The sequence below is a fragment of the Peteryoungia ipomoeae genome (assembly GCF_004912165.1).
Taxonomy (GTDB): domain Bacteria; phylum Pseudomonadota; class Alphaproteobacteria; order Rhizobiales; family Rhizobiaceae; genus Allorhizobium; species Allorhizobium ipomoeae.
The window spans coordinates 372,989-393,431 of sequence record NZ_STGV01000004.1 but is presented as its reverse complement, the minus strand read 5'-3'; the positions used below and the strand labels follow the sequence as shown (position 1 = coordinate 393,431).

19 protein-coding genes are annotated in these 20,443 nt (G+C 61.5%); 6 read left to right on the top strand and 13 right to left on the bottom strand.

Annotated elements, in window-relative coordinates; genetic code table 11:
- Position 1 precedes the first annotated feature (1 nt).
- Both FAA97_RS14195 and FAA97_RS14190 read left to right on the top strand, forming a co-directional pair.
- Entirely contained in the window at positions 2-478 is a 477-nt protein-coding gene (locus tag FAA97_RS14195; RefSeq protein WP_136599196.1) for a chemotaxis protein CheW, read from the top strand.
- A 158-nt stretch (positions 479-636) separates the two neighbouring features.
- The gene (locus FAA97_RS14190; RefSeq protein WP_136599195.1) at positions 637-1,485 is read left to right on the top strand and encodes an asparaginase; all 849 of its coding nucleotides are present in this window, start codon (positions 637-639) and stop codon (positions 1,483-1,485) included.
- A 40-nt stretch (positions 1,486-1,525) separates the two neighbouring features.
- Here the strand turns inward: FAA97_RS14190 and FAA97_RS14185 are convergent, their stop codons facing one another.
- The 10 genes from FAA97_RS14185 to FAA97_RS14140 form a co-directional block, all read right to left on the bottom strand.
- Positions 1,526-3,178 carry an OFA family MFS transporter gene (locus tag FAA97_RS14185; protein WP_136599194.1) on the bottom strand — a complete coding sequence of 551 codons (1,653 nt, stop codon included), beginning with the start codon at positions 3,176-3,178 and terminating at the stop codon, positions 1,526-1,528.
- Positions 3,179-3,263: 85 nt separating this feature from the next.
- The gene (locus FAA97_RS14180; RefSeq protein ID WP_136599193.1) at positions 3,264-3,602 is read right to left on the bottom strand and encodes a formate dehydrogenase subunit delta; all 339 of its coding nucleotides are present in this window, start codon (positions 3,600-3,602) and stop codon (positions 3,264-3,266) included.
- Positions 3,592-4,425, bottom strand: coding sequence for a formate dehydrogenase accessory sulfurtransferase FdhD (gene fdhD / locus FAA97_RS14175; RefSeq protein ID WP_246041465.1), 834 nt, complete (start codon positions 4,423-4,425; stop codon positions 3,592-3,594). The genes FAA97_RS14180 and fdhD overlap by 11 nt, the downstream gene beginning before the upstream one ends.
- A 6-nt stretch (positions 4,426-4,431) precedes the next feature.
- On the bottom strand, positions 4,432-7,314 hold the full coding sequence (gene fdhF / locus FAA97_RS14170; RefSeq protein WP_136599192.1) for a formate dehydrogenase subunit alpha: 2,883 nt from the start codon (positions 7,312-7,314) through the stop codon (positions 4,432-4,434).
- A 60-nt stretch (positions 7,315-7,374) separates the two neighbouring features.
- Positions 7,375-7,590, bottom strand: a complete 216-nt coding sequence (locus FAA97_RS14165) for a DUF4287 domain-containing protein (protein WP_136599191.1) — start codon at positions 7,588-7,590, stop codon at positions 7,375-7,377.
- A complete protein-coding gene (locus FAA97_RS14160) occupies positions 7,587-9,143 on the bottom strand; it encodes a formate dehydrogenase beta subunit (protein ID WP_136599190.1) in 1,557 nt (518 codons plus the stop codon). The genes FAA97_RS14165 and FAA97_RS14160 overlap by 4 nt, the downstream gene beginning before the upstream one ends.
- On the bottom strand, positions 9,140-9,619 hold the full coding sequence (locus FAA97_RS14155; protein WP_136599189.1) for a formate dehydrogenase subunit gamma: 480 nt from the start codon (positions 9,617-9,619) through the stop codon (positions 9,140-9,142). Before FAA97_RS14155 ends, FAA97_RS14160 begins: the two co-directional genes overlap by 4 nt.
- A 128-nt stretch (positions 9,620-9,747) precedes the next feature.
- A complete protein-coding gene (locus FAA97_RS14150) occupies positions 9,748-10,683 on the bottom strand; it encodes a LysR family transcriptional regulator (protein ID WP_136599188.1) in 936 nt (311 codons plus the stop codon).
- 27 nt (positions 10,684-10,710) lie between these two features.
- A complete protein-coding gene (locus FAA97_RS14145; RefSeq protein ID WP_136599320.1) occupies positions 10,711-11,073 on the bottom strand; it encodes an ArsR/SmtB family transcription factor in 363 nt (120 codons plus the stop codon).
- Between the two features lie 46 nt (positions 11,074-11,119).
- Complete coding sequence (locus FAA97_RS14140) at positions 11,120-12,055, bottom strand: L-lactate dehydrogenase (protein ID WP_136599187.1); 936 nt, start codon at positions 12,053-12,055, stop codon at positions 11,120-11,122.
- Between the two features lie 162 nt (positions 12,056-12,217).
- Here FAA97_RS14140 and FAA97_RS14135 point away from each other — a divergent pair, with 162 nt between their 5' ends.
- The 4 genes from FAA97_RS14135 to FAA97_RS14120 all read left to right on the top strand — a co-directional run bounded on the left by FAA97_RS14135 (position 12,218) and on the right by FAA97_RS14120 (position 17,530).
- Positions 12,218-13,129 carry a LysR substrate-binding domain-containing protein gene (locus FAA97_RS14135; protein ID WP_246041464.1) on the top strand — a complete coding sequence of 304 codons (912 nt, stop codon included), beginning with the start codon at positions 12,218-12,220 and terminating at the stop codon, positions 13,127-13,129.
- Positions 13,130-13,233: 104 nt separating this feature from the next.
- Positions 13,234-14,658, top strand: coding sequence for an aldehyde dehydrogenase (gene aldA / locus FAA97_RS14130; protein ID WP_136599186.1), 1,425 nt, complete (start codon positions 13,234-13,236; stop codon positions 14,656-14,658).
- 25 nt (positions 14,659-14,683) lie between these two features.
- Entirely contained in the window at positions 14,684-15,901 is a 1,218-nt protein-coding gene (locus FAA97_RS14125) for a mandelate racemase/muconate lactonizing enzyme family protein (protein WP_136599185.1), read from the top strand.
- Positions 15,902-15,910: 9 nt separating this feature from the next.
- Positions 15,911-17,530, top strand: coding sequence for a GMC family oxidoreductase (locus FAA97_RS14120; RefSeq protein ID WP_136599184.1), 1,620 nt, complete (start codon positions 15,911-15,913; stop codon positions 17,528-17,530).
- Between the two features lie 65 nt (positions 17,531-17,595).
- On the opposite strand, the gene FAA97_RS14115 is transcribed toward FAA97_RS14120, so the two are convergent.
- The 3 genes from FAA97_RS14115 to FAA97_RS14105 all read right to left on the bottom strand — a co-directional run bounded on the left by FAA97_RS14115 (position 17,596) and on the right by FAA97_RS14105 (position 20,439).
- A complete protein-coding gene (locus tag FAA97_RS14115) occupies positions 17,596-18,003 on the bottom strand; it encodes a F0F1 ATP synthase subunit epsilon (protein WP_136599183.1) in 408 nt (135 codons plus the stop codon).
- Positions 18,004-18,072: 69 nt separating this feature from the next.
- On the bottom strand, positions 18,073-19,536 hold the full coding sequence (atpD, locus tag FAA97_RS14110) for a F0F1 ATP synthase subunit beta (protein ID WP_136599182.1): 1,464 nt from the start codon (positions 19,534-19,536) through the stop codon (positions 18,073-18,075).
- Between the two features lie 24 nt (positions 19,537-19,560).
- On the bottom strand, positions 19,561-20,439 hold the full coding sequence (locus FAA97_RS14105) for a F0F1 ATP synthase subunit gamma (protein ID WP_136599181.1): 879 nt from the start codon (positions 20,437-20,439) through the stop codon (positions 19,561-19,563).
- Positions 20,440-20,443: the final 4 nt, after the last annotated feature.

Here is a 20,443-nt window from a genome sequence, read left to right as displayed (position 1 = left end):
CATGGCCACGATCAATTCCACCACCTTCGGCGGCGACACTCTCGAAATCATCGCATTCCGGCTGCACGATCAGGAATTCTGCGTGAAGACGACGACCATCCGCGAAATCCGCGGCTGGGCACCGTCGACGCCGATCCCGCATGCACCCGCTGACGTTATCGGCGTGATGAACCTGCGCGGCTCCGTCATTCCGATCATCGACCTCGCCTACAAGCTCGGCATGAAGAGCACGGTTGCCAACGAGCGCTCGGCCATCGTTGTCGCCGAGGTGCACAACATGGTCATCGGCATGCTGGTCGATCGCGTCTCCGACATACTGACGATTCCCTCAAGCCAGGTTCAGCCTGTGCCGGAAGTCTCGGCCTCGTTCGACAAGACCTTTTCGGAAGGTATTATCGCCAACGAAAACGGCATGATCTGCTTCCTGAACCTCGCCAAGATGTTCAAGGGCAGCGATCTCGAAGACCTGGCCGCCTGATTACCAAGGCAGCTTGAACGTATCGCAGGGCAGTGCGGCAACGCACTGCCCTTTTTTGCTGTGCGCAGGACCGTTGATCTTGGTCCCCACCTCGCTTAGGCCTTTGGCAGAGGCCGATCCGCCGATGGGATCGGGCAGATGAAGCAAGGGAATGCACGATGGAGCTTTTGCTGATCCATACCGGCGGCACGATCGGAATGGCCGAGACGCCCGAAGGACTGGCGCCGAAGGCGGGCCTTGTGGAGGATGCGCTCACCGCACGTCTGCCGCAGACGGTAACCTTGAAGAGCCATGTCTTCTCGCCGCTGCTCGATAGTGCCGATGTCGGGCCTCAGCACTGGAACACCATGCTCGACGCAATCAGAAGCCATCCGCAGGCCTCGGTCATCATCACCCACGGAACAGACACCATGGCCTTTACCGGGGCCGCGCTTTCACAGGCGCTGGCGGGAGAAAACCGCAAGGTCGTGTTGTGCGGCTCCATGGTACCGCTGGGCCACGAAGGCGATGCGGAGGGCAATCTCGATCTCGCGATTGCGACAGCCCTTGGGAACGATCCCGGCATCCATCTCGCCTTCGCTGGCAAGGTGATGGAAGCCGGCGGACTGGTGAAGCACAACAGCCATGACGTGGAAGCCTTCCGGGCGCAACCACAGGACCCGTTGCATCCGCCGCAAAGCCTACGGTTCGATACGACGCGCAAACTTGCAATCCTGACGCTCTCGCCCGGCATGCCAGCAGACGCGGTCGAGGCCATTGTGTCAAAGCTGGATGGTGCCGTCCTTCGCCTCTTCGGCTCCGGCACGGCGATGAATGATCCGGCGCTGATTTCGGTTCTGGCGGCAGCGGTTTCGGCGGGCAAACGCTTGCGCGGCGTCAGCCAATGCGAGGCCGGCGGCTTGCAGCCCGGCAGCTATGCCGCTGGTGCCGGGCTCTGGGGCGCGGGCGTCGAAAACGGCGGCAGACAGACGCCGGAGGCGGCCTTGATCCACCTCTGGCTCAACTGATCCTGCATGAAAAAAGCCGGCCCCGAGGCCGGCTTTCCCTTTATCCGAAGAGAGCAAAGCTGCTCTTGAGCGTTACCCAGACGCCCCACAGAAGAGGCAGGCCAACCACGGCCCAGGCAAGTGCCGCCTTGGCATCGAGACCGCCCTTGCCGATGCCGAAGGCGCCGGTGGGACCCGCGGTTGCAGCCACGGTCTTTGCCTGCAGCGAGGCCACTTCCTCATCCGACATGAACCACTTGTCGGAAAGAGGACGGACGAAGGCGTTGGCAACAAGGCCGAGCGCCAGCATGCCTGCCAGAATATACATGGTGCTCGTGTAGAGTTCCGGCCCCGGTGCCACGCCCGCCGCGATCTGCGCCTCACGGATGTAGTTGACGACGACCGGGCCGACGATGCCGGCGGTCGCCCAGGCTGTCAGAAGACGACCGTGGATCGCACCGACGAACTGCGTGCCGAAGATATCCGCGAGATAGGCGGGGATGGTGGCGAAACCACCGCCATACATCGACAGGATGATGCCGAAGGCAAGCACGAAGAAGGCCTTGGAGCCCATTTCGGCGAGCGTCGGGGCAAGAGCATAGAGAATGATGCCGAGGATGAAGAAGCAGAAGTAGGTGTTCTTGCGACCGATCTTGTCCGACATCGACGCCCAGAAGAAGCGTCCGCCGATGTTGAAGAGCGACAGAAGCCCCGTAAAGCCGGCGGCGATCGCTGCGATCTGCGCCTTCTGGCTGGCATCCAGTTCGGCAAATGCCACGCCCGGAACGCCGATCAGCGAGCCGGCGAAGATTTCCTGCAGCATGGGCGAGGCCATGCCGATAACACCGATGCCGGCCGAGACGTTGAGGCAGAGAACGGCCCAGATCAGCCAGAACTGCTTGGTCTTGTGGGCATCGCGCAGATGAACGTGACGGGTGGTGATCATCGAGCTCTTGGCGGCAGGCGGGGTCCAGCCTTCCGGACGCCAGCCGGCGGGCGGGATGCGATAACCGAAAGCGCCGCCGAGCATGAAGACGAAGTAGATGAGCGCCATGACGACGAAGGTCTGCCAGACGCCGACCGTCACATCCGTCTTGAAGGTGTTCATCAGAAGGTTTGCCAAAGGCGCGCCGATCATCGCACCGCCGCCAAAGCCCATGATCGCCATGCCGGTCGCCATGCCGCGCCGGTCGGGGAACCACTTGATCAGCGTCGAAACTGGAGAAATGTAGCCGAGACCAAGGCCCACGCCGCCGATTACACCGGCACCGAGCCACATCAGCCAGAGCTGGTGGGTCATGACGCCGACCGCGGCCACGAGAATGCCGCCGCACCAGCAGCAGGCGGAGACGAAACCGGCCTTGCGCGGACCAACACGCTCGAGCCAGCCGCCCCACATCGCCGCGGAGCAACCGAGAAGAACGAAGAACAGCGTGTAGATCCAGCCGAGATCGGCGACGCGCCAGTTGCACTCCGTGGTGAACAGCGCGCCAATCAGAGTGAGGCTCGAGCAGGAGGGATCGGCATTCGGGATTGCCTTGGTCAATGGTAGCCAGAAGACGCTGAAGCCGTAGGCCATGCCAATGCAGAGATGGATGGCCAGAGCTGCCGGCGGGACCAACCAGCGGTTAAATCCGGGCTGCGCGACTATGCGCTCCCGGTCGAGGAAACCTGTCCCCTCGAAATCTTTCGTCGTTGCACCTGTAACTGCCATTGCCCGTACCTCCTCTAAAATAGCTTTCAGAACTGAAATGACTCTCGTCGCGGGCAGGCGACCAGAATTGATGTGAGAATGTCGATCAGGCCTCTGGAATGCTCGGTTCCGACAGCGATTCTCCGGCTGCCGGTCCCTTGCCGCCAGGCGCACCAGCCGCTGCATCGCGTCCCACGCCGACCGCACCGGCATCCGGTTCGCCCGGACGCTTGATGGCAGACGATGCGGAGAGCACGAGCGGCAGGAAATCACCCAGTCGCTGATCGATCATTTCGAAAAAACGGCGCCGCATGCGCGGCTCCCAGAACTTGTTGATATGTGTCGCAACGCCTTCGATACGCACCTCTTCCGGCTGCGACAGGAAAAACACGGCGATCTGGTTGGCCATGCGAACCAGCTTCTCGTCGGTATGGCTAAGCGACATCAGAGATTCCTTTGAGATTGAGGCGATCGGGCCGGGTGAAGACTTCGCAATCCTCGTCCCTTGCGATTGCAACCAGGGTCATGCCGGCCTCGCTCGCGGTGCGCACGGCAAGGGTGGTGGGGGCCGAAATGGCGATGAGAACGGGACTGCCGGCGATGGCGGCCTTCTGCACCATCTCGACCGATAGCCGGCTGGTTACGACGATGGCACCAGCCGACGCCTGCCAGCCGCCAAGGGCGATGGCGCCGATGAGCTTGTCGAGCGCATTGTGCCGACCGACATCTTCGCGCACCGCAACCATCCCCTGACCAGGCAGATAGAAGCCGGCGCCATGCACCGCACGAGTACGCCGGTTGAGCCTCTGCTGGTCCTGCAGCGCGCTGGTGGCCGTGGTGACGTCTTCCAGGGAGAGCACCAGGTCTGCCGCGCTGACCGACGGTACGACCCGCATCGCCTGATCGATGGACTCGATGCCGCACATGCCGCAGCCGACCGGACCCGCCATCTGCCTGCGGCGCGCAGAGAGCGCCTCGGCATTGGCTTGCCTGAGCACGATCTGCAGATCGAGACCGTTGCCGGCTTCGACCACGTCGACCGCCTCGATCTCCACGGCTGACCGCACGATGCCCTCGGTCAGGGAAAAACCGACGGCGAAATCCTCAAGATCGTCAGGCGTTGCCATCATCACGGCATGTGTGGAGCCGCTATAGGAGAAAGCGACGGGAACTTCCTCGGGAATGGCGCGCTCGCCCTCCGAGACGAGGCCCTGTCTGACGATAATGGCCGGCACGCTGGCCGCAGTGGCTGGCGGGCTCCCGGACACCCGGCCTTACTCCGCCGCTTCCAGCTTGCCGACGATCCGGCGGGAGCGCTTCGACAGGTCGTCATACTCCTCCTGCCATTCCGTCGGACCATTCGAGGGCGAGATCTGCACCGCGGTCACCTTGTATTCCGGGCAGTTGGTGGCCCAGTCGGAGAAGTCGGTGGTGATGACGTTGGCCTGCGTGCCCGGATGGTGGAAGGTGGTGTAGACCACGCCCGGAGCAACGCGATCGGTGATGAGCGCGCGGAGTGTCGTGTCACCGGAGCGGCTGGCGAGCTTCACCCAATCGCCATCCTTGATGCCGCGTTGTTCCGCATCATGCGGATGAATTTCCAGAAGATCCTCTTCGTGCCAGACCACATTTTCGGTACGCCGGGTCTGGGCACCGACATTGTACTGGCTGAGGATACGGCCGGTGGTGAGCAACAGCGGGAAGCGTGGTCCTGTCCGCTCGTCCGTCGCGACGTATTCGGTGCGGATGAACTTGCCCTTGCCGCGCACGAAGCCATCGACATGCATGATCGGCGAGCCGAGCGGGAACTTTTCGTTGCAGGGCCACTGCACCGAACCCATTTTTTCCAGGTAATCATAGGAGACACCCGCAAAGCTTGGCGTCGAGGCGGCAATCTCCTCCATGATCTGGGAGGGATGCGTGTAGTTCCAGGCAAGGCCCATGGCCTTTGCGAGGTTCTGCGTGACTTCCCAGTCAGCATAGCCGTTCTTCGGCGTCATCACCTTGCGGACGCGATTGATGCGGCGCTCGGCATTGGTGAAGGTGCCGTCCTTTTCAAGGAAGGTCGAGCCGGGCAGGAAGACATGCGCGTAGTTTGCCGTCTCGTTGAGGAAGAGGTCGTGCACCACGACGCATTCCATGGCGGCGAGCCCGGCGGACACATGCTTGGTATCCGGATCGGACTGCAGGATATCCTCGCCCTGGATGTAGATGCCCTTGAACGAGCCGTCGACGGCCGCATCGAGCATGTTCGGGATGCGCAGCCCGGGTTCGTTGTGGAGCGTGACGCCCCAGAGCTTTTCGAAGGTCTCGCGCGTTGCGTCGTCCGAGATGTGGCGATAGCCCGGCAACTCATGCGGGAACGAGCCCATGTCGCAGGAGCCCTGAACGTTGTTCTGGCCGCGCAGCGGGTTCACACCGACGCCCGGACGTCCGATATTGCCGGTTGCCATGGCGAGATTGGCAATCGCCATCACGGTTGTCGAACCCTGGCTGTGTTCGGTAACACCGAGGCCGTAATAGATGGCGCCATTGCCGCCCGTGGCAAACAGGCGGGCCGCTCCGCGAAGATCGGCGGCGGGAACGCCGGTGAAGCTTTCCGTTTCTTCCGGAGAATGCTGTGGTTCGGCAACGAAAGCCGCCCAATCTTCGAACTCCGACCAGTCGCAACGCTCGCGGATGAAGGCTTCGGCAAACAGGCCCTCGGTGACGATGACATGCGCGAGCGCGGTCATGACGGCGACGTTGGTGCCGGGCTTCAAGGGCAGATGGAAGGCCGCCTCGATATGCGGGCTGCGGACGATATCGGTACGGCGCGGATCGACGACGATCAGCTTTGCGCCCCGGCGGAGGCGCTTCTTCAGCCGCGAGCCGAAGACGGGGTGACCGTCCGTCGGGTTGGCGCCGATCACCATGACGACGTCGGAATGCTCGACGCTGTCGAAGTTCTGCGTGCCGGCCGAGGTGCCGAAGGCCTGGCCGAGACCATAGCCGGTCGGCGAATGGCAGACACGGGCGCAGGTATCGACATTGTTGTTGCCGAAGCCGGCGCGGATCAGCTTCTGGACCAGGAAGGTTTCCTCGTTCGTGCAGCGCGACGAGGTGATGCCGCCGATCGACTCGCGGCCATACTGATACTGGATCCGCTTGAACTCCGAAGCGACATGCGCATAGGCCTCTTCCCAAGTGACTTCGCGCCAGGGATCGGTGATCTTCTCGCGGATCATCGGGTTGAGGATGCGGTCCTTGTGGCTCGTATAGCCATAGGCAAAGCGGCCCTTGACGCAGGAATGGCCACGGTTGGCCTGACCATCCTTCCAGGGCACCATGCGCACCAGCTCCTCGCCGCGCATTTCAGCCTTGAACGAACAGCCGACGCCGCAATAGGCGCAGGTCGTCACCATGGAGTGTTCGGGCTGGCCGATGGCAATGACGGATTTCTCCGTCAGCGTCGCCGTCGGACAGGCCTGGACGCAGGCGCCGCACGATACGCATTCGGACGACAGAAAGGCCTCGTGCGCACCGGGCGAGACGCGGCTGTCGAAACCGCGGCCCTCGATGGTCAGCGCAAAGGTGCCCTGGACCTCCTCGCAGGCCCGCACGCAGCGCGAGCAGACGATGCACTTCGAGGGGTCATAGGTAAAGTACGGGTTGCTCTCGTCCTTAGGCATCCACTGCGCATTGACATCGCCTGTCGCCGAACGGGCCTTGACGTGATTGTCGCCCTCGTAGCCGTAGCGGATATCGCGCAGGCCAACTGCGCCGGCCATGTCCTGCAGTTCGCAGTCGCCGTTCGCCGCACAGGTCAGACAGTCCAGCGGGTGGTCGGAGATGTAGAGTTCCATCACGCCCTTGCGGATCGCCTTCAGGCGCTCCGTCTGGGTGTGGACGACAATACCCGAGGCAACGGGGGTCGTGCAGGAGGCGGGCGTGCCGTTGCGGCCCTCCACCTCGATCAGACAGAGCCGGCAGGAGCCAAAGGCGTCGACCATGTCGGTCGCGCAGAGTTTGGGCACCTGGATGCCTGCCTCCATCGAGGCCCGCATGATGGATGTGCCTTCCGGCACGGTGATCTCGCGGCCATCGATGGTCAGCGTCACCATCTTCTCGGAGCGCGAGGCGGGTGTGCCGTAGTCGATTTCAGGAACGAGGGACATGAGGGCCTCCAGGTGGTCTGTCCGCAGCGGGTGAAGCCGCGCGAACATGTTCACTTCTGCTTACGGTTTCGTTTCGGCAAGGGTTGCGGCGACGATGGCATTGGCGTGCCCATGGCCGAGGCCATGCTCCTGCTTCAGCACACCGACAATCTGCATATGCGTCTTGCCCGTCTGCTGGCGGACAATGTCCTGCCAGTGCCGGATTGGCTTTCCATAGGTCTTCTCGATCGACGGAAAATAGGACGCAGGCCCCTTCACTTTCGTCGGTTCGCTCATTCCGCCGCCTCCCGCACTGGTGCCGGCCCAAAATCCTCCGGGAAATGCGTAAGCGCGCTCATCACCGGATAGGGCGTGAACCCGCCCAGCGCACAGAGCGAGCCGAACTTCATCGTGTTGCAGAGATCTTCCAGCAGCACCTTGTTCTTGTCCGGCTCGATACCTTGCGCGATCTTGTCGACCGTCTCGACGCCGCGGGTCGATCCGATGCGGCAGGGCGTGCACTTGCCGCAGCTTTCGATGGCGCAGAATTCCATGGCGAAGCGCGCCTGCTTCAGCATATCGACAGACTCATCGAACACCACCACACCCGCGTGACCGATCAGGCCACCGGCGGCCGTGAAGGCTTCGTAGTCGAAGATCGTGTCGAACAGCGACGGCGGGAAATAGGCACCAAGCGGCCCGCCGACCTGGACGGCCTTCACGGGGCGACCAGAGATGGTTCCACCGCCGATCTCGTTGATCAATTCACCGAGTGGCAGACCAAACGCGGTCTCGTAGAGGCCGCCATGCTTGAGGTTGCCGGCAAGCTGGATCGGGATTGTGCCATGCGAGCGACCGACGCCGAAATCGCGATAGAACGGAGCGCCCCGGTCCATGATGACGGGAATGGATGCGAGCGAGATGACATTGTTGACCACAGTCGGCTTGCCGAACAGGCCCTGCAGCGCAGGCAGCGGCGGCTTGGCGCGCACGATGCCGCGCTTGCCCTCAAGGCTGTTGAGCAGCGAGGTCTCTTCACCGCAAACATAGGCCCCTGCCCCCATGCGCACTTCCATGTCGAAGGCGTGAGCCGAACCCATGACCGACGATCCGAGAATGCCTTCGCGCCGGGCAATCGCAATTGCCTCTTCCAACATGGCAATCGCATGCGGATATTCGGAGCGGGTATAGACGTAACCCTTGGTCGCGCCGGTCGCGATACCCGCAATCGCCATGCCCTCGATCAGAACGAAGGGGTCGCCTTCCATGATCATGCGGTCGGCGAAGGTGCCGCTGTCGCCCTCATCGGCATTGCAGACGATGTATTTCTGATCGGCGACCGCATCGGCAACCGTTTTCCATTTGATGCCGGTCGGGAAACCCGCGCCGCCGCGACCGCGCAGGCCGCTGTCCGTCACCTGTTTGACGATATCGCCGGGTGCCATAGCTATGGCATTGGCAAGACCCTTCAGACCTTCGTAACGCCTGTAGTCGTCGAGCGACAACGGATCCGTGACGCCGCAGCGCGCGAAAGTCAGCCGCGTCTGCCCCTTGAGGAAGGGAATGTCCTTGGTGATGCCGTGGCCGAGCGGATGCGCGCCGCCGGACAGGAAATCCGCATCGAACAAGGAAGGCACATCCGAGGCTTTGACCGGGCCGTAGGCAACGCGTCCATGATCAGTGCGAACCTCGACCAGAACCTCCAGCCACAGCATGCCGCGCGAGCCATTGCGCACGAGACGGACGTCAAGGCCGCGGGTCGTGGCCTCCCGTTCGATGGCCGCAGCGACCTTGTCGGCGCCGACGGCGAGAGCGGCTGCATCGCGGGGTACGAAAACCGTGACGGTCATGCGCGCGCCTCCGCGAGAATTTCGCCAAGACAGTGCTCGTCAAGCCTCGCGTGCAGATCGCCGTCCAGCATCGCAGCCGGCGCCTGGGCACAAAGACCGAGACAGAAGACCGGCTCCAGCGTGATCGCACCATCAGCCGTCGTTTCATGCCAGTCGATGCCCAGGATCTGCCTGACGCGATCCGCCAGTGGTTCGGCGCCCATGGACTGACAGGCCTCGGCGCGACAGAGTTTCAACACATGCCGACCGGCAGGCTTGGCGCGGAAATCATGATAGAAGGTAACGACGCCATGCACTTCCGCGCGCGACAAATTGAGGGCCGTGGCGATGATCTGCTTCGCCTCTTCCGGGATGTAACCGAATTCTGCCTGGATCTCATGGAGGATCGGCAGCATCGGCCCCTCCATCTGACGACAGTGATCAATAATTTCGGAAATTCGGGCCGTTTCCTGCGAAACGACAGCGCGGATATTCATAGAATATGTCCTCCCAATCGACCATGCAGGGGCCGCGAATGTGCAATCCGGCATGGCAGGCCAGCTTCGAGATCCTCAACGGTGGAATTCGAAATTGCCTTTTGCGAAGGATGGCTGCCACGACGGGCTCAGGTCAATATCGGGAAATCGTCGCTCAATAGATAATTTCTATCAAAGGCCTCTGCTTTAACGAGCATCCGTGCCTCATGCAGCAATGCTGAGACGAGCGGCGTATGCGGCTCCCGGTGCGTGGCGACCAATCCGACAAGATGCGAGGCATCGGGCTCAGATATCGGAATCATCCGTATTTGCTCAGAAAATCCAAAGGATTCCGCGACATTTCGCGGCATGATCGAGGCCCACTGGCCGGTTCGGATATGCGAGAACAAAACAATCATCGAATTGGATTCCAGCGTCGGAGACACCTCAACACCGGCTTCCTGCATATGTTTATTGATAATACGACGATTTTGCATGTCGGCGGTCAATAGACAAAGCCGAAGACCCGAGACATCACGCCACGTGACGACATCGCGGTCTGAAAGCGGCGTTCCGGCCGCTGTAATCAGATGATAACGTTCGGAATTGAGCGGCACGGTCGTCACGCGGCCCAGTGGTTCGTTGTCGAGATAGGTGATGCCCGCATCGATCTCGAGATTTTCAAGAAGGCTCAAAACCTGCAGCGAGGTGCGCGACAGTACCGAGAATGTGACATTCGGATGCCGCTTCTGAAAAGGCTCCGTCAGCTTGCGGACCATGGCAAGCGCTGTCGGAATGGCAGCCAAGCGGATATGGCCTGCCAGACCACGCCGGGTTGCGCGCATTTCCTCGCGCATGGTGCGGGTATCGCCAACAATCCGGCGCGCCCATTCGAGGACGCGCTGACCTTCCGGAGTCAGTCCATGAAAGCGTGATCCGCGAACGACTAGACTGACACCGAGCTGCGACTCTAACTGCTGAATGGCAGCAGACAAGGTCGGCTGAGTGACACCGCATTCTTCTGCGGCACGACCGAAATGCTGTTCGCGGGCGAGCACGATGAAGAATTCGAGTTTGTCGATCATGGCATGTCCAACGGCCGCCGGCCCGGATCAGGCCTTTGCTTCATGCAGATCCGGCTGCGGGGCTGCCGACGGATCGCAGTACATCTTGTAGAGCACCGAGATCAGTTCGGCCAGTTGCGGATCAACGATACTGTAATAGATCTGCCGGCCATCCCGCCGCGTTTGAACGATCCGATCCATCCGCAAGCGTGCCAGTTGCTGCGACACCACTGCCTGCTGCATACCGAGAAAATGCTCAATCTCGGTCACAGTCCGCTCGCCCTTGCACAGCATGCACAGCATCAGCAGGCGCGATTCATGCGAGAGTGCTTTCAGGAGAGCGCTGGCGTCCCTGGCTTTATCGATCATTCCTTCAAGCCCGGGGTCAACAAGGTCCTCGGGCCCCTGCATGCCCTCCGCCTGCACCAAAAGAGATGCTTGTAGGGCGTCGTCCACCTCAGGCGAGTGCGATTGCATCGGCTCTCTCCTTCAAGATCGAGGCGCTCCGATGGAGAGCACGGGTCTCTTCGTCGTCGAGAACAGGAAAAAGGTCCGCGACAACTCCTTCGGCACCGATGACCCGCGGGATGGAAAGCGCGACATCCTGAACTCCGGTTGCATCTGCGGTCACCATGGACACGGAGAGCACATCCCGCTGATCATGGACGATCGCCTTGACGATGCGGGCAAGGCCGGCGCCGATGCCGTAATAGGTTGACCCTTTTCCGGCAATGATCTTGTAGGCGGCATTCCGCACCGCATGGTCGATGGTCGCGCGAACATCCTGCGTGAGTGGAGAGCCCACCTGGGCGGCAAAGGAGGTCAGGGGCACCGAACCGGCGCAGGCGCTCGACCAGGCCAGAACCTCGCTATCACCATGCTCACCGAGCACATAGGCATGCACGGATTGTGGCGAAATGCCGAGATGGCGACCGACCAGGCTACGAAAGCGTGCAGTATCCAGGATGGTCCCCGAGCCAATAACGCGGTGCGCCGGCAATCCGGAAAGGCGCGTTGTGATCTGCGTCATGATGTCGACCGGATTGGAGGCGATCAGCAGGATGGCATCCGGAGCCACAGGCAGGACCCGATCAAGCACCACTTTGAAAACGGCTGCATTGCGCTCCAGGAGAGCAAGCCGGCTCTCACCTGGCTTCTGGCTGACGCCGGCTGCAAGAATGATGACGCTTGCGCCAGCGAGATCTGTATAGTCACCGGCGTTGACAAGCGTGGATGACATGAAAGGCACGGCGTGAGCAATGTCTTCAGCCTGCGCCACAGCCAGCGCTTCGTTCTGGTCGATCAGAATGATTTCGCTAACAATGCCCATGAGCGCGAGAGCGTATCCGGCCGAGCTTCCCACCATGCCAGCGCCGACAATCCCGACCTTCATTTCGTCCCCCCATCCACTCCTTGGCTGACTTTTTAACGGCTGTTGCCGCGAGTTGAAAGCAGATGCCCGTTACAATTAGCGAGCATTATTGGTGGCATTCCGCCACAACTGACGGCAATATTGCCCTTCCGTGAAGACCAGCACTCCCCGACGAGAGGTTCCATGCGACGGCTGCCGGCGCTCTCCGCCATGAAAGTCTTTGAGGTCGTAGGCCAGACGCGCAGCTTTACACGGGCTGGGGAACTGCTGAACCTCACGCAGAGCGCCGTCAGCCGACAAGTTCGCAATCTGGAAGATCAGCTGGGCGAGCAGCTGGTGATCCGCCGCCATCACCATCTTGACCTGACGCCTTCGGGTGCCGAGCTCTTGAGCGCCTTGCAGCAGGCATTCCACGATGTAGAAGCCACGTTGCGCAATATTCGGGAAAAAGGCAATCTCAAACGGCTGCGCATCAATGCGCCTCCGACTTTTGCCAAGCGCTGGCTGATGCCCCGACTGGCGGAATTGCGAACAGTCCTGCCCGACATCGATCTCAGCATGACGACGGAACCGAACGACCGGCTGGCGGAACGCGGCATGCTCGATTGCGCCATCCGGTTCGGTGACGGTGAGTGGCCAGGCCTTCGATCCGAACGGCTGTTTACCGAACGGCATATTGCCGTCTGCGCGCCGCAACTGCTCACCGATATGCCTGCGGGCGACGCTTTCGACCTCGCCCGTTTCAAGCTTCTCCATGTCTTGGCGGCTGCCGATCGACGCTATCTCACCTGGCAGCGCTGGCTGGATGCGGCGGGCTACGGATCACACGACACTTCGGGCGGTCTGGAATTCGATCTGCTCGATCTCGTCATCGAGGCGGCCTGCAACGGGCTGGGCCTCGCCGTCGCCGATCAGGTTATGGTGGCGCCGCTGATGCGCGAAGGGCGCCTGATGCAAGTTCTGGACGTCGAAGTCGAAGGCCATGAGTCCTACTGGCTGGTCACCCGTACCGACCGCGCCACCTCACCTCATGTCGATCGCTTCAAGATCTGGCTCGACGAGCAGATCGGGGAATCGAACGCAGCACCGAGCTGAAGCATTCGCTTTTGGAATGGTTCACCCGATAAAACCTCGTTTGCAACAGATGCGGTAAGGCGTTCAACTTCAAGGCTCTAAGTGCATTACGGAGCCTCGACCCCATGGACGCGTTTCGCCTTTTCATCGACGGCGCCTTTGTCGACACCCAGAACCGGCCGAGTATCGACGTCCGCAATCCGTCAACGGGCAAAGTCTTTGCGCAGGTTCCAGCAGCCGCCGAGGCGGATGTCACGCATGCGGTTGACGCCGCCAAGCGCGCGCAGCGTGGCTGGGGCAGATTGCCGGCGATTGAACGCGGCAACGCGCTGCGCAAGCTTGCCGACATCATCGAAAGGAACGCTGAACGCATCGGCGAAGCGCTCGCGAAAGAATCGGGAAAAAGCCTCGCCGACGCAACAGGCGAGGCGATCTACGGCGTCGAACTGATGCGCTATCATGCGGAATGGGCCAGGCGCATCGAAGGCGAGCTGATCGAGAGCGATACGCCCGATGAAACGCTGATGCTGAAGCGTACGGCGATCGGCGTGGTGGCCTGCCTGATCCCCTTCAATTTCCCGATCTATACACTGGTACGCAAGATCGCGCCGGCGCTGATTGCCGGCAACGCCGTGGTCGTGCGTCCGAGCAACACCACGCCGACATCCGCCTTCGTCTTTGCCGAGTGCATTGCCGAAGCCGGCCTGCCCGCCGGCCTCGTCAACATCATAACCATGAGCCACGAGGTGGCCGAGGTCATGTGCACCCGAAGCGCCATCGGCATGATCACGCTGACTGGCAGCGTTGCTGCCGGCCAGACCGTGCTGGGCTATTGCCGCACTAACATCGCGAAGCCCTCGCTGGAGCTTGGCGGCAAGACACCCGTCATCGTTGAACCGGATGCCGACCTTGATGTGGTGACGAAGAGCGTACTTGCCGCGAAGACGGCCCATTGTGGCCAGGTCTGCACCTCGGTGGAACGGCTCTATGTCCATGCTTCGGTGCACGGCACCCTGCTTGAGAAACTGAAGGCCGCCTTCGAAACCCGCCATTTCGGCGATCGAGCGGCCCATCCCGATCGCATGGGGCCACTGGCGTCCGCCCATGCGAGGCTGAAGGTACACCACATGGTCGAACGCGCCGTTGCCGATGGCGCGACGCTTGAGGCCGGCGGTTATCTGCCGTCAGGCGACGGTTATTTCTATCCGCCGACACTGCTCTCCGCTTGCCGCCAGGACATGGAGATCGTGCAGGAGGAGGTCTTCGGACCGGTTCTCGCGGTGATGCCCTACACCGATTTCGATGAGGCGCTCGCCATGGCGAGCGACCATCAGTTCGGTCTCGCCTCGGTGGTCTTCACCGAGAACTACCGCAAGGTGATGAAGGCCGCGAACGAGATCGAGGCGGGCGAACTCTACGTCAACCGTTTCCCCGCCGATCCCTATCAGGGCTACCACGCCGGCTGGAAACGTTCCGGTCTTGGCGGCGATGACGGCAAACACGGCATGCTGGAATTCACACAGACCCGCCTCGTCATCCTCAAACATTGATTTTGCGCAGCACCAAGGGGCATCCATGAAAATCGCTTCGCTCAAGACACATGTTGTCGCAACGCCCGCACCACACATTGGTGGCATGTACTGGATCTTCGTCGAACTCCAGACCGCCTGTGGCGTGACAGGCATTGGCGAAATCTATTCGACCGCCTTCCACCCTTCCGGGATCGCTGTCCTCGTTGAAGATGTCTTCGCCCGCTATCTCGAGGGCCACGACCCGCACCAGATCGAGCGCTTCTGGCGCGCGGCCTATTCGAGCGGCTTTACCCAGCGACCGGACCCGACCATGGTTGGGATCATCTCCGGTCTCGAAATCGCCTGCTGGGACATCATCGGCAAGGCAGCGGGGCGGCCAGTGGCCGACCTGCTCGGCGGCACGGTTCATGACAGGCTGCGCGCCTACACTTATCTCTACCCGAAGAACGCAGCCGGCGAATACGACTACAATGATCCCGATCTTGCCGCCGAAGAAGCGATCCGCATGGTCGAGGCAGGCTTCACGGCGTTGAAATTCGATCCTGCCGGCCCCTACACCAACTATTCTGGTCACCAGCTATCGCTTCCCGTCATGGATCGCTGCGAGGAGTTCTGCCAGAAGATCCGCGATGCGATCGGCAATCGTGCCGACATCCTCTTCGGCACGCATGGCCAGATGGTGCCGTCTTCCGCAATCCGGCTCGCCAAGCGCCTGGAGAAATACGATCCGCTCTGGTTCGAGGAGCCGGTGCCGCCCGGCCAGGAGGCGGCCATGGCGGAAGTCGCGCGTGCCACATCGATCCCCGTCTCGACCGGCGAGCGGCTGACGACGAAATATGAATTCCAGAGAGTATTGCAGCTTGGCTCGGCCTCCATCCTGCAGATGAATGTCGCCCGCGTCGGCGGTTTGCTGGAGGCGAAGAAGATCGCCGGGATGGCGGAGGCCTTCTACGCACAGATTGCGCCGCACCTTTATAACGGCCCGGTCGGAGCAGCCGCTTCGATCCAGCTCGCGGCGACGTGTCCGAACTTCCTTATTCATGAAGCGATCATGGATTTCGGTGGCTTCCATGCCGAGGTGCTGAAGACAAAGCTGGGCTTCGACGACGGCTATCTCATTCCCTCGCGCGAGCCGGGTCTCGGCATCGAGCTGAACCACGATGTGATCGCGAAGCACACGCCTTACACCGGCGAGCGGCTGCACCTGCAGATGGCGGCAGAGCCTGCCGACGTGAAGGCTTTCGCACCGGCCAAGGGCTGAGGTTTTCCCATGATCTTCGATTTTATCGTGGTCGGTGCAGGCTCGGCAGGCTGCATCGTGGCCAGCCGCTTGAGCGAAACCGGGCGCCATACCGTGCTGCTCATAGAAGCCGGTGGAGAGGACAAATCCTTCTGGTTCAAGATCCCTGTCGGCTACGCCAGGAGCTATTACAATCCCAAGGTCAACTGGATGTACCGCACGGAGCCCGAGCCCAATCTCGGCGGGCGGCGGATCTATGCGCCGCGCGGCAAGGTGCAGGGCGGCTCCGGCTCGATCAATGCCATGGTCTTCGTGCGCGGCGCGCAACAGGATTTCGACGACTGGCGCGACGCCGGAAACCCTGGCTGGGGCTTTAGCGACGTGCTCCCCTATTTTCGCAGGCTGGAAACGCATGCACGGGGCGAGAGCCCCTGGCATGGCGGCGACGGCCCAATCCATGTGACCCCGATGCGCGGCGGAACGCACCCGCTGAGCGACGCCTTTCTCGACGCTTGCGACGAACTCGGACTGCCGCTGAACGACGATTTCAACGGCGCAACGATTGAGGGCGCTGGTGTCTACGACATCAACACGAGGCGCGGCCAACGCTCTCATTCGAGTACAGAATATCTGCGCCCGGCACTGAAACGCGCAAACCTGAGCATCGAGCGCGAAGCTCATGCCCGCCGGCTGCTGCTCGATACGGACGGGAGGGTATCTGGCATAGAAGTGGTCCAGCATGGTCAGGTGAGGCGCTTCGCCGCGCGCCGCGAGGTGATCCTCGCCGCAGGGGCCGTCGATACGCCCAAGCTGATGCAGCTTTCAGGCTTTGGCGAGGGCACGACTTTGGCTGCCCATGGCATCGAGACCCGCAAGCACCTGCCGACCGTCGGACAGAACCTGCAGGACCACCTCTGCGCAAGCTTCTACTATCGTTCGAAAAAACCGACGCTGAACGGCGATTTTGGCAGCCTCATCGGACAGGCACGCTTCGGCTTGATGTGGCTTTTGAAGCGAAGCGGGCCGTTTGCCATGAGTGTCAACCAGGCGGGCGGCTTCTTCCGTGGCTCACCCGACGAACCGCGGCCCAATATCCAAATCTACTTCAACCCGCTGTCCTATCGCATCCCCGACAACCCGCGCGCTGGCCTGACGCCGGAACCCTATCCAGGCTTCCTGATCGCCTTCAATGCCTGTCGGCCGACGAGCAAGGGCAGCGTGACGATCGCTTCGCCCGATGCCTCAGACGCACCACTCATCCAGCCAAACTACCTCTCGACAGAGCGGGATATCGCGGAAGTTTTGCAAGGAAGCCGGCTGGTCCGCCGCATCGCGGATGCGCGGGCGCTTGATGGTTGGGTAGCGGAGGAAGTCTCGCCTTCGAAACGCGCTGATACCGACGCCAAACTGCTCGATTACTTCCGAGGCAACAGTGGCTCGATCTATCACCTGTGCGGCACCTGCGCGATGGGCGCCCACCCAGATAAAAGCGTGGTTGATGCCCGCCTTAGGGTGCATGGCGTTCCGGGATTGCGGATCGTCGATGCGTCGATCTTTCCCAACATCACTGCCGGTAACATCAATGCACCGACAATGATGGTCGCGGAGAAAGGAGCAGCGATGATCCTCGAGGATGCGGCACGCTCCTGACCTTGTGGCATGAAAAAAGCCGGACCCAAGAGCCCGGCTTTAATCGCTACAGTCATGACCGGATATCAGGCCGCGACGAGAATTCCGTTGAGGTTGGTAAGCTCCGACAGATACTGCTCGAGCTTCGTCCGGTGTTCGTGATGCTCGACGCCTTCAAGCTCCTTGCGGGCTTCATCGATCCGCTTCGTCAGCGTATCCGGCGTAATTTCCGACAGCGCAACCGCGGATTCGGCAAGCAGCGTGCAGCCTGTCGGCAGCACATCGGCGAAGCCGCCGAAGACAACATACTTGTTCACCTGGCCCGAGGCGAGCTTCACGGTCACCACACCCGGCTTGATCGTCGTCATGGTCGGCGCATGATTGGCCATGACGGTCATTTCGCCTTCCGTTGCCGGAATGACGACTTCGCTCACCAGTTCGGAGAGCAGAAGACGCTCGGGCGAAACGAGCTCAAAGTTGAAATTGTCAGCCATGGTCGTTCACTTCTCTGATGAAGATTGGAGCGGCACGCGGCTTAACCCGCGTGCCGACATTCCGTTTGCTTAGGCAGCTTCGGCAGCCAGGCGCTTGGCCTTTTCAATGGCTTCCTCGATAGAGCCGACCATGTAGAAGGCAGCTTCCGGCAGATGGTCGTAGTCGCCGTTGACGAGACCCTTGAAGCCCTTGATCGTGTCTTCGAGAGCAACCAGCTTGCCCGGCGAACCGGTGAAGACTTCAGCAACGAAGAACGGCTGGCTCAGGAAGCGCTCGATCTTACGGGCGCGGGCAACGGTCATCTTGTCCTCTTCGGACAGTTCGTCCATGCCGAGGATGGCAATGATGTCCTGAAGGGACTTGTAGCGCTGCAGCGTCGTCTGAACCTTACGAGCCACTTCGTAGTGCTCTTCGCCGACAACCATCGGGTCGAGCATACGCGAGGTGGAGTCGAGCGGGTCAACGGCCGGGTAGATACCCTTTTCAGCGATCGAACGAGACAGAACCGTCGTTGCGTCCAAGTGGGCGAACGAGGTGGCCGGAGCCGGGTCGGTCAAGTCGTCGGCGGGAACGTAGATGGCCTGAACCGAGGTGATCGAACCCTTGGTCGTGGTGGTGATGCGTTCCTGCATCTGACCCATGTCGGTTGCCAGCGTCGGCTGATAACCAACGGCCGACGGGATACGGCCGAGCAGAGCCGACACTTCCGAACCAGCCTGGGTAAAGCGGAAGATGTTGTCGACGAAGAACAGAACGTCCTGGCCCTTGTCGCGGAAGTCTTCAGCGATCGTCAGACCGGTCAGAGCGACGCGAGCGCGCGCGCCCGGCGGTTCGTTCATCTGGCCGTAAACGAGGGCAGCCTTGGAGCCTTCGCCGCCGCCGTGCTTGTTAACGCCCGACTCGATCATTTCGTGATAGAGGTCGTTGCCTTCGCGGGTACGCTCGCCAACACCGGCGAATACGGAGTAACCGCCGTGTGCCTTCGCAACGTTGTTGATCAGTTCCATGATGAGAACGGTCTTGCCAACGCCGGCACCGCCGAACAGGCCGATCTTGCCGCCCTTGGCGTAAGGCGCGAGCAGGTCGACGACCTTGATGCCGGTGACCAGGATCTGCGCTTCGGTCGACTGGTCGACATAAGCAGGCGCTTCCTGGTGGATGGCGCGCGTACCAGACGTCACGAGCGGACCGGCTTCGTCAACCGGCTCGCCGATGACGTTCATGATGCGGCCGAGCGTTTCCGGCCCAACCGGAACCGAGATCGGAGCACCCGTGTCGGTGACCGGCTGACCGCGGACGAGACCTTCGGTCGAGTCCATGGCGATGGTGCGGACCTGGTTTTCACCGAGGTGCTGCGCAACCTCCAGAACGAGGCGGTTGCCGCCGTTTTCGGTTTCCAGCGCGTTCAGGATCGGGGGCAGTTCGCCTTCGAATGCGACGTCGACGACGGCGCCGATGACCTGCGTGACCTTGCCGAGAGCACCGGCTGCGGACTTCACCGCCTTAGACTTGGGGGTAGCTGCCTTAGCCATGTATCTTACCCTCTTTCCTTAACCTCAGAGCGCTTCCGCGCCCGAAATGATTTCAATGAGTTCCTTGGTGATCTGCGCCTGACGCTGGCGGTTGTACGAAAGCGTCAGCTTGTTGATCATCTCACCGGCATTGCGGGTCGCGTTGTCCATGGCGCTCATCTTGGCGCCCATTTCACCCGCGACGTTTTCGAGCAGAGCCCGGAAAATCTGAACCGAGATGTTGCGCGGGATCAGATCCTCAAGGATCGCCGAAGCGTCGGGCTCGTATTCGTAGAGCGCCGCCGCACCAGCCTGCGGAGCAGCCTCGGCCGGAGCGGCCGGGATGATCTGCTGGGCCGTCGGGATCTGGCTGATCACAGACTTGAACTCGGAATAGAACAGCGTGCAGACATCGAATTCGCCACGCTCGAACATGCCAATGACCTTGCGGCCAATGGCATCTGCGTTGCTGAAGCCAATACGCTTGACGTCGCGAAGATCCATGCGTTCGACGATCAGGCCGGCGAACTCACGGCGAAGGCTGTCGTAGCCCTTCTTGCCGACGCAGAAGATCTTGACCGTCTTGCCCTGGGCCAAAAGCTTGCGCGCATGGTCCCTGGCGAAACGGGCAATCGAGGAATTGAAACCGCCGCAGAGACCACGCTCGGCGGTGCAGACGACGAGCAGATGCACGTCGTCCTTGCCGGTGCCGGTCATCAGGCGCGGTGCGCTGTCGTCCGAACCCACAGCCTGGGCAATATTGGCCAGGACGGCGCTCATGCGCTGCGAGTAAGGGCGGGCAGCCTCGGCCGCTTCCTGAGCACGACGCAGCTTCGCCGCGGCGACCATTTTCATCGCCTTGGTGATTTTCTGCGTCGCCTTGACGGAGGCGATCCGGTTTTTCAGATCCTTAAGTGAAGGCATCCGT

What these genes read in the sequence shown, in the direction of transcription:
- FAA97_RS14195 (WP_136599196.1), top strand. Translation starts at nt 2, where the DNA reads ATGGCCACGATCAATTCCACCACCTTCGGCGGCGACACTCTCGAAATC.
- FAA97_RS14190 (WP_136599195.1), top strand. Translation starts at nt 637, where the DNA reads ATGGAGCTTTTGCTGATCCATACCGGCGGCACGATCGGAATGGCCGAG.
- FAA97_RS14185 (WP_136599194.1), bottom strand. Translation starts at nt 3,178, where the DNA reads ATGGCAGTTACAGGTGCAACGACGAAAGATTTCGAGGGGACAGGTTTC.
- FAA97_RS14180 (WP_136599193.1), bottom strand. Translation starts at nt 3,602, where the DNA reads ATGTCGCTTAGCCATACCGACGAGAAGCTGGTTCGCATGGCCAACCAG.
- fdhF (WP_136599192.1), bottom strand. Translation starts at nt 7,314, where the DNA reads ATGTCCCTCGTTCCTGAAATCGACTACGGCACACCCGCCTCGCGCTCC.
- FAA97_RS14165 (WP_136599191.1), bottom strand. Translation starts at nt 7,590, where the DNA reads ATGAGCGAACCGACGAAAGTGAAGGGGCCTGCGTCCTATTTTCCGTCG.
- FAA97_RS14160 (WP_136599190.1), bottom strand. Translation starts at nt 9,143, where the DNA reads ATGACCGTCACGGTTTTCGTACCCCGCGATGCAGCCGCTCTCGCCGTC.
- FAA97_RS14155 (WP_136599189.1), bottom strand. Translation starts at nt 9,619, where the DNA reads ATGAATATCCGCGCTGTCGTTTCGCAGGAAACGGCCCGAATTTCCGAA.
- FAA97_RS14150 (WP_136599188.1), bottom strand. Translation starts at nt 10,683, where the DNA reads ATGATCGACAAACTCGAATTCTTCATCGTGCTCGCCCGCGAACAGCAT.
- FAA97_RS14145 (WP_136599320.1), bottom strand. Translation starts at nt 11,073, where the DNA reads ATGCAGGGGCCCGAGGACCTTGTTGACCCCGGGCTTGAAGGAATGATC.
- FAA97_RS14140 (WP_136599187.1), bottom strand. Translation starts at nt 12,055, where the DNA reads ATGAAGGTCGGGATTGTCGGCGCTGGCATGGTGGGAAGCTCGGCCGGA.
- FAA97_RS14135 (WP_246041464.1), top strand. Translation starts at nt 12,218, where the DNA reads ATGCGACGGCTGCCGGCGCTCTCCGCCATGAAAGTCTTTGAGGTCGTA.
- aldA (WP_136599186.1), top strand. Translation starts at nt 13,234, where the DNA reads ATGGACGCGTTTCGCCTTTTCATCGACGGCGCCTTTGTCGACACCCAG.
- FAA97_RS14125 (WP_136599185.1), top strand. Translation starts at nt 14,684, where the DNA reads ATGAAAATCGCTTCGCTCAAGACACATGTTGTCGCAACGCCCGCACCA.
- FAA97_RS14120 (WP_136599184.1), top strand. Translation starts at nt 15,911, where the DNA reads ATGATCTTCGATTTTATCGTGGTCGGTGCAGGCTCGGCAGGCTGCATC.
- FAA97_RS14115 (WP_136599183.1), bottom strand. Translation starts at nt 18,003, where the DNA reads ATGGCTGACAATTTCAACTTTGAGCTCGTTTCGCCCGAGCGTCTTCTG.
- atpD (WP_136599182.1), bottom strand. Translation starts at nt 19,536, where the DNA reads ATGGCTAAGGCAGCTACCCCCAAGTCTAAGGCGGTGAAGTCCGCAGCC.
- FAA97_RS14105 (WP_136599181.1), bottom strand. Translation starts at nt 20,439, where the DNA reads ATGCCTTCACTTAAGGATCTGAAAAACCGGATCGCCTCCGTCAAGGCG.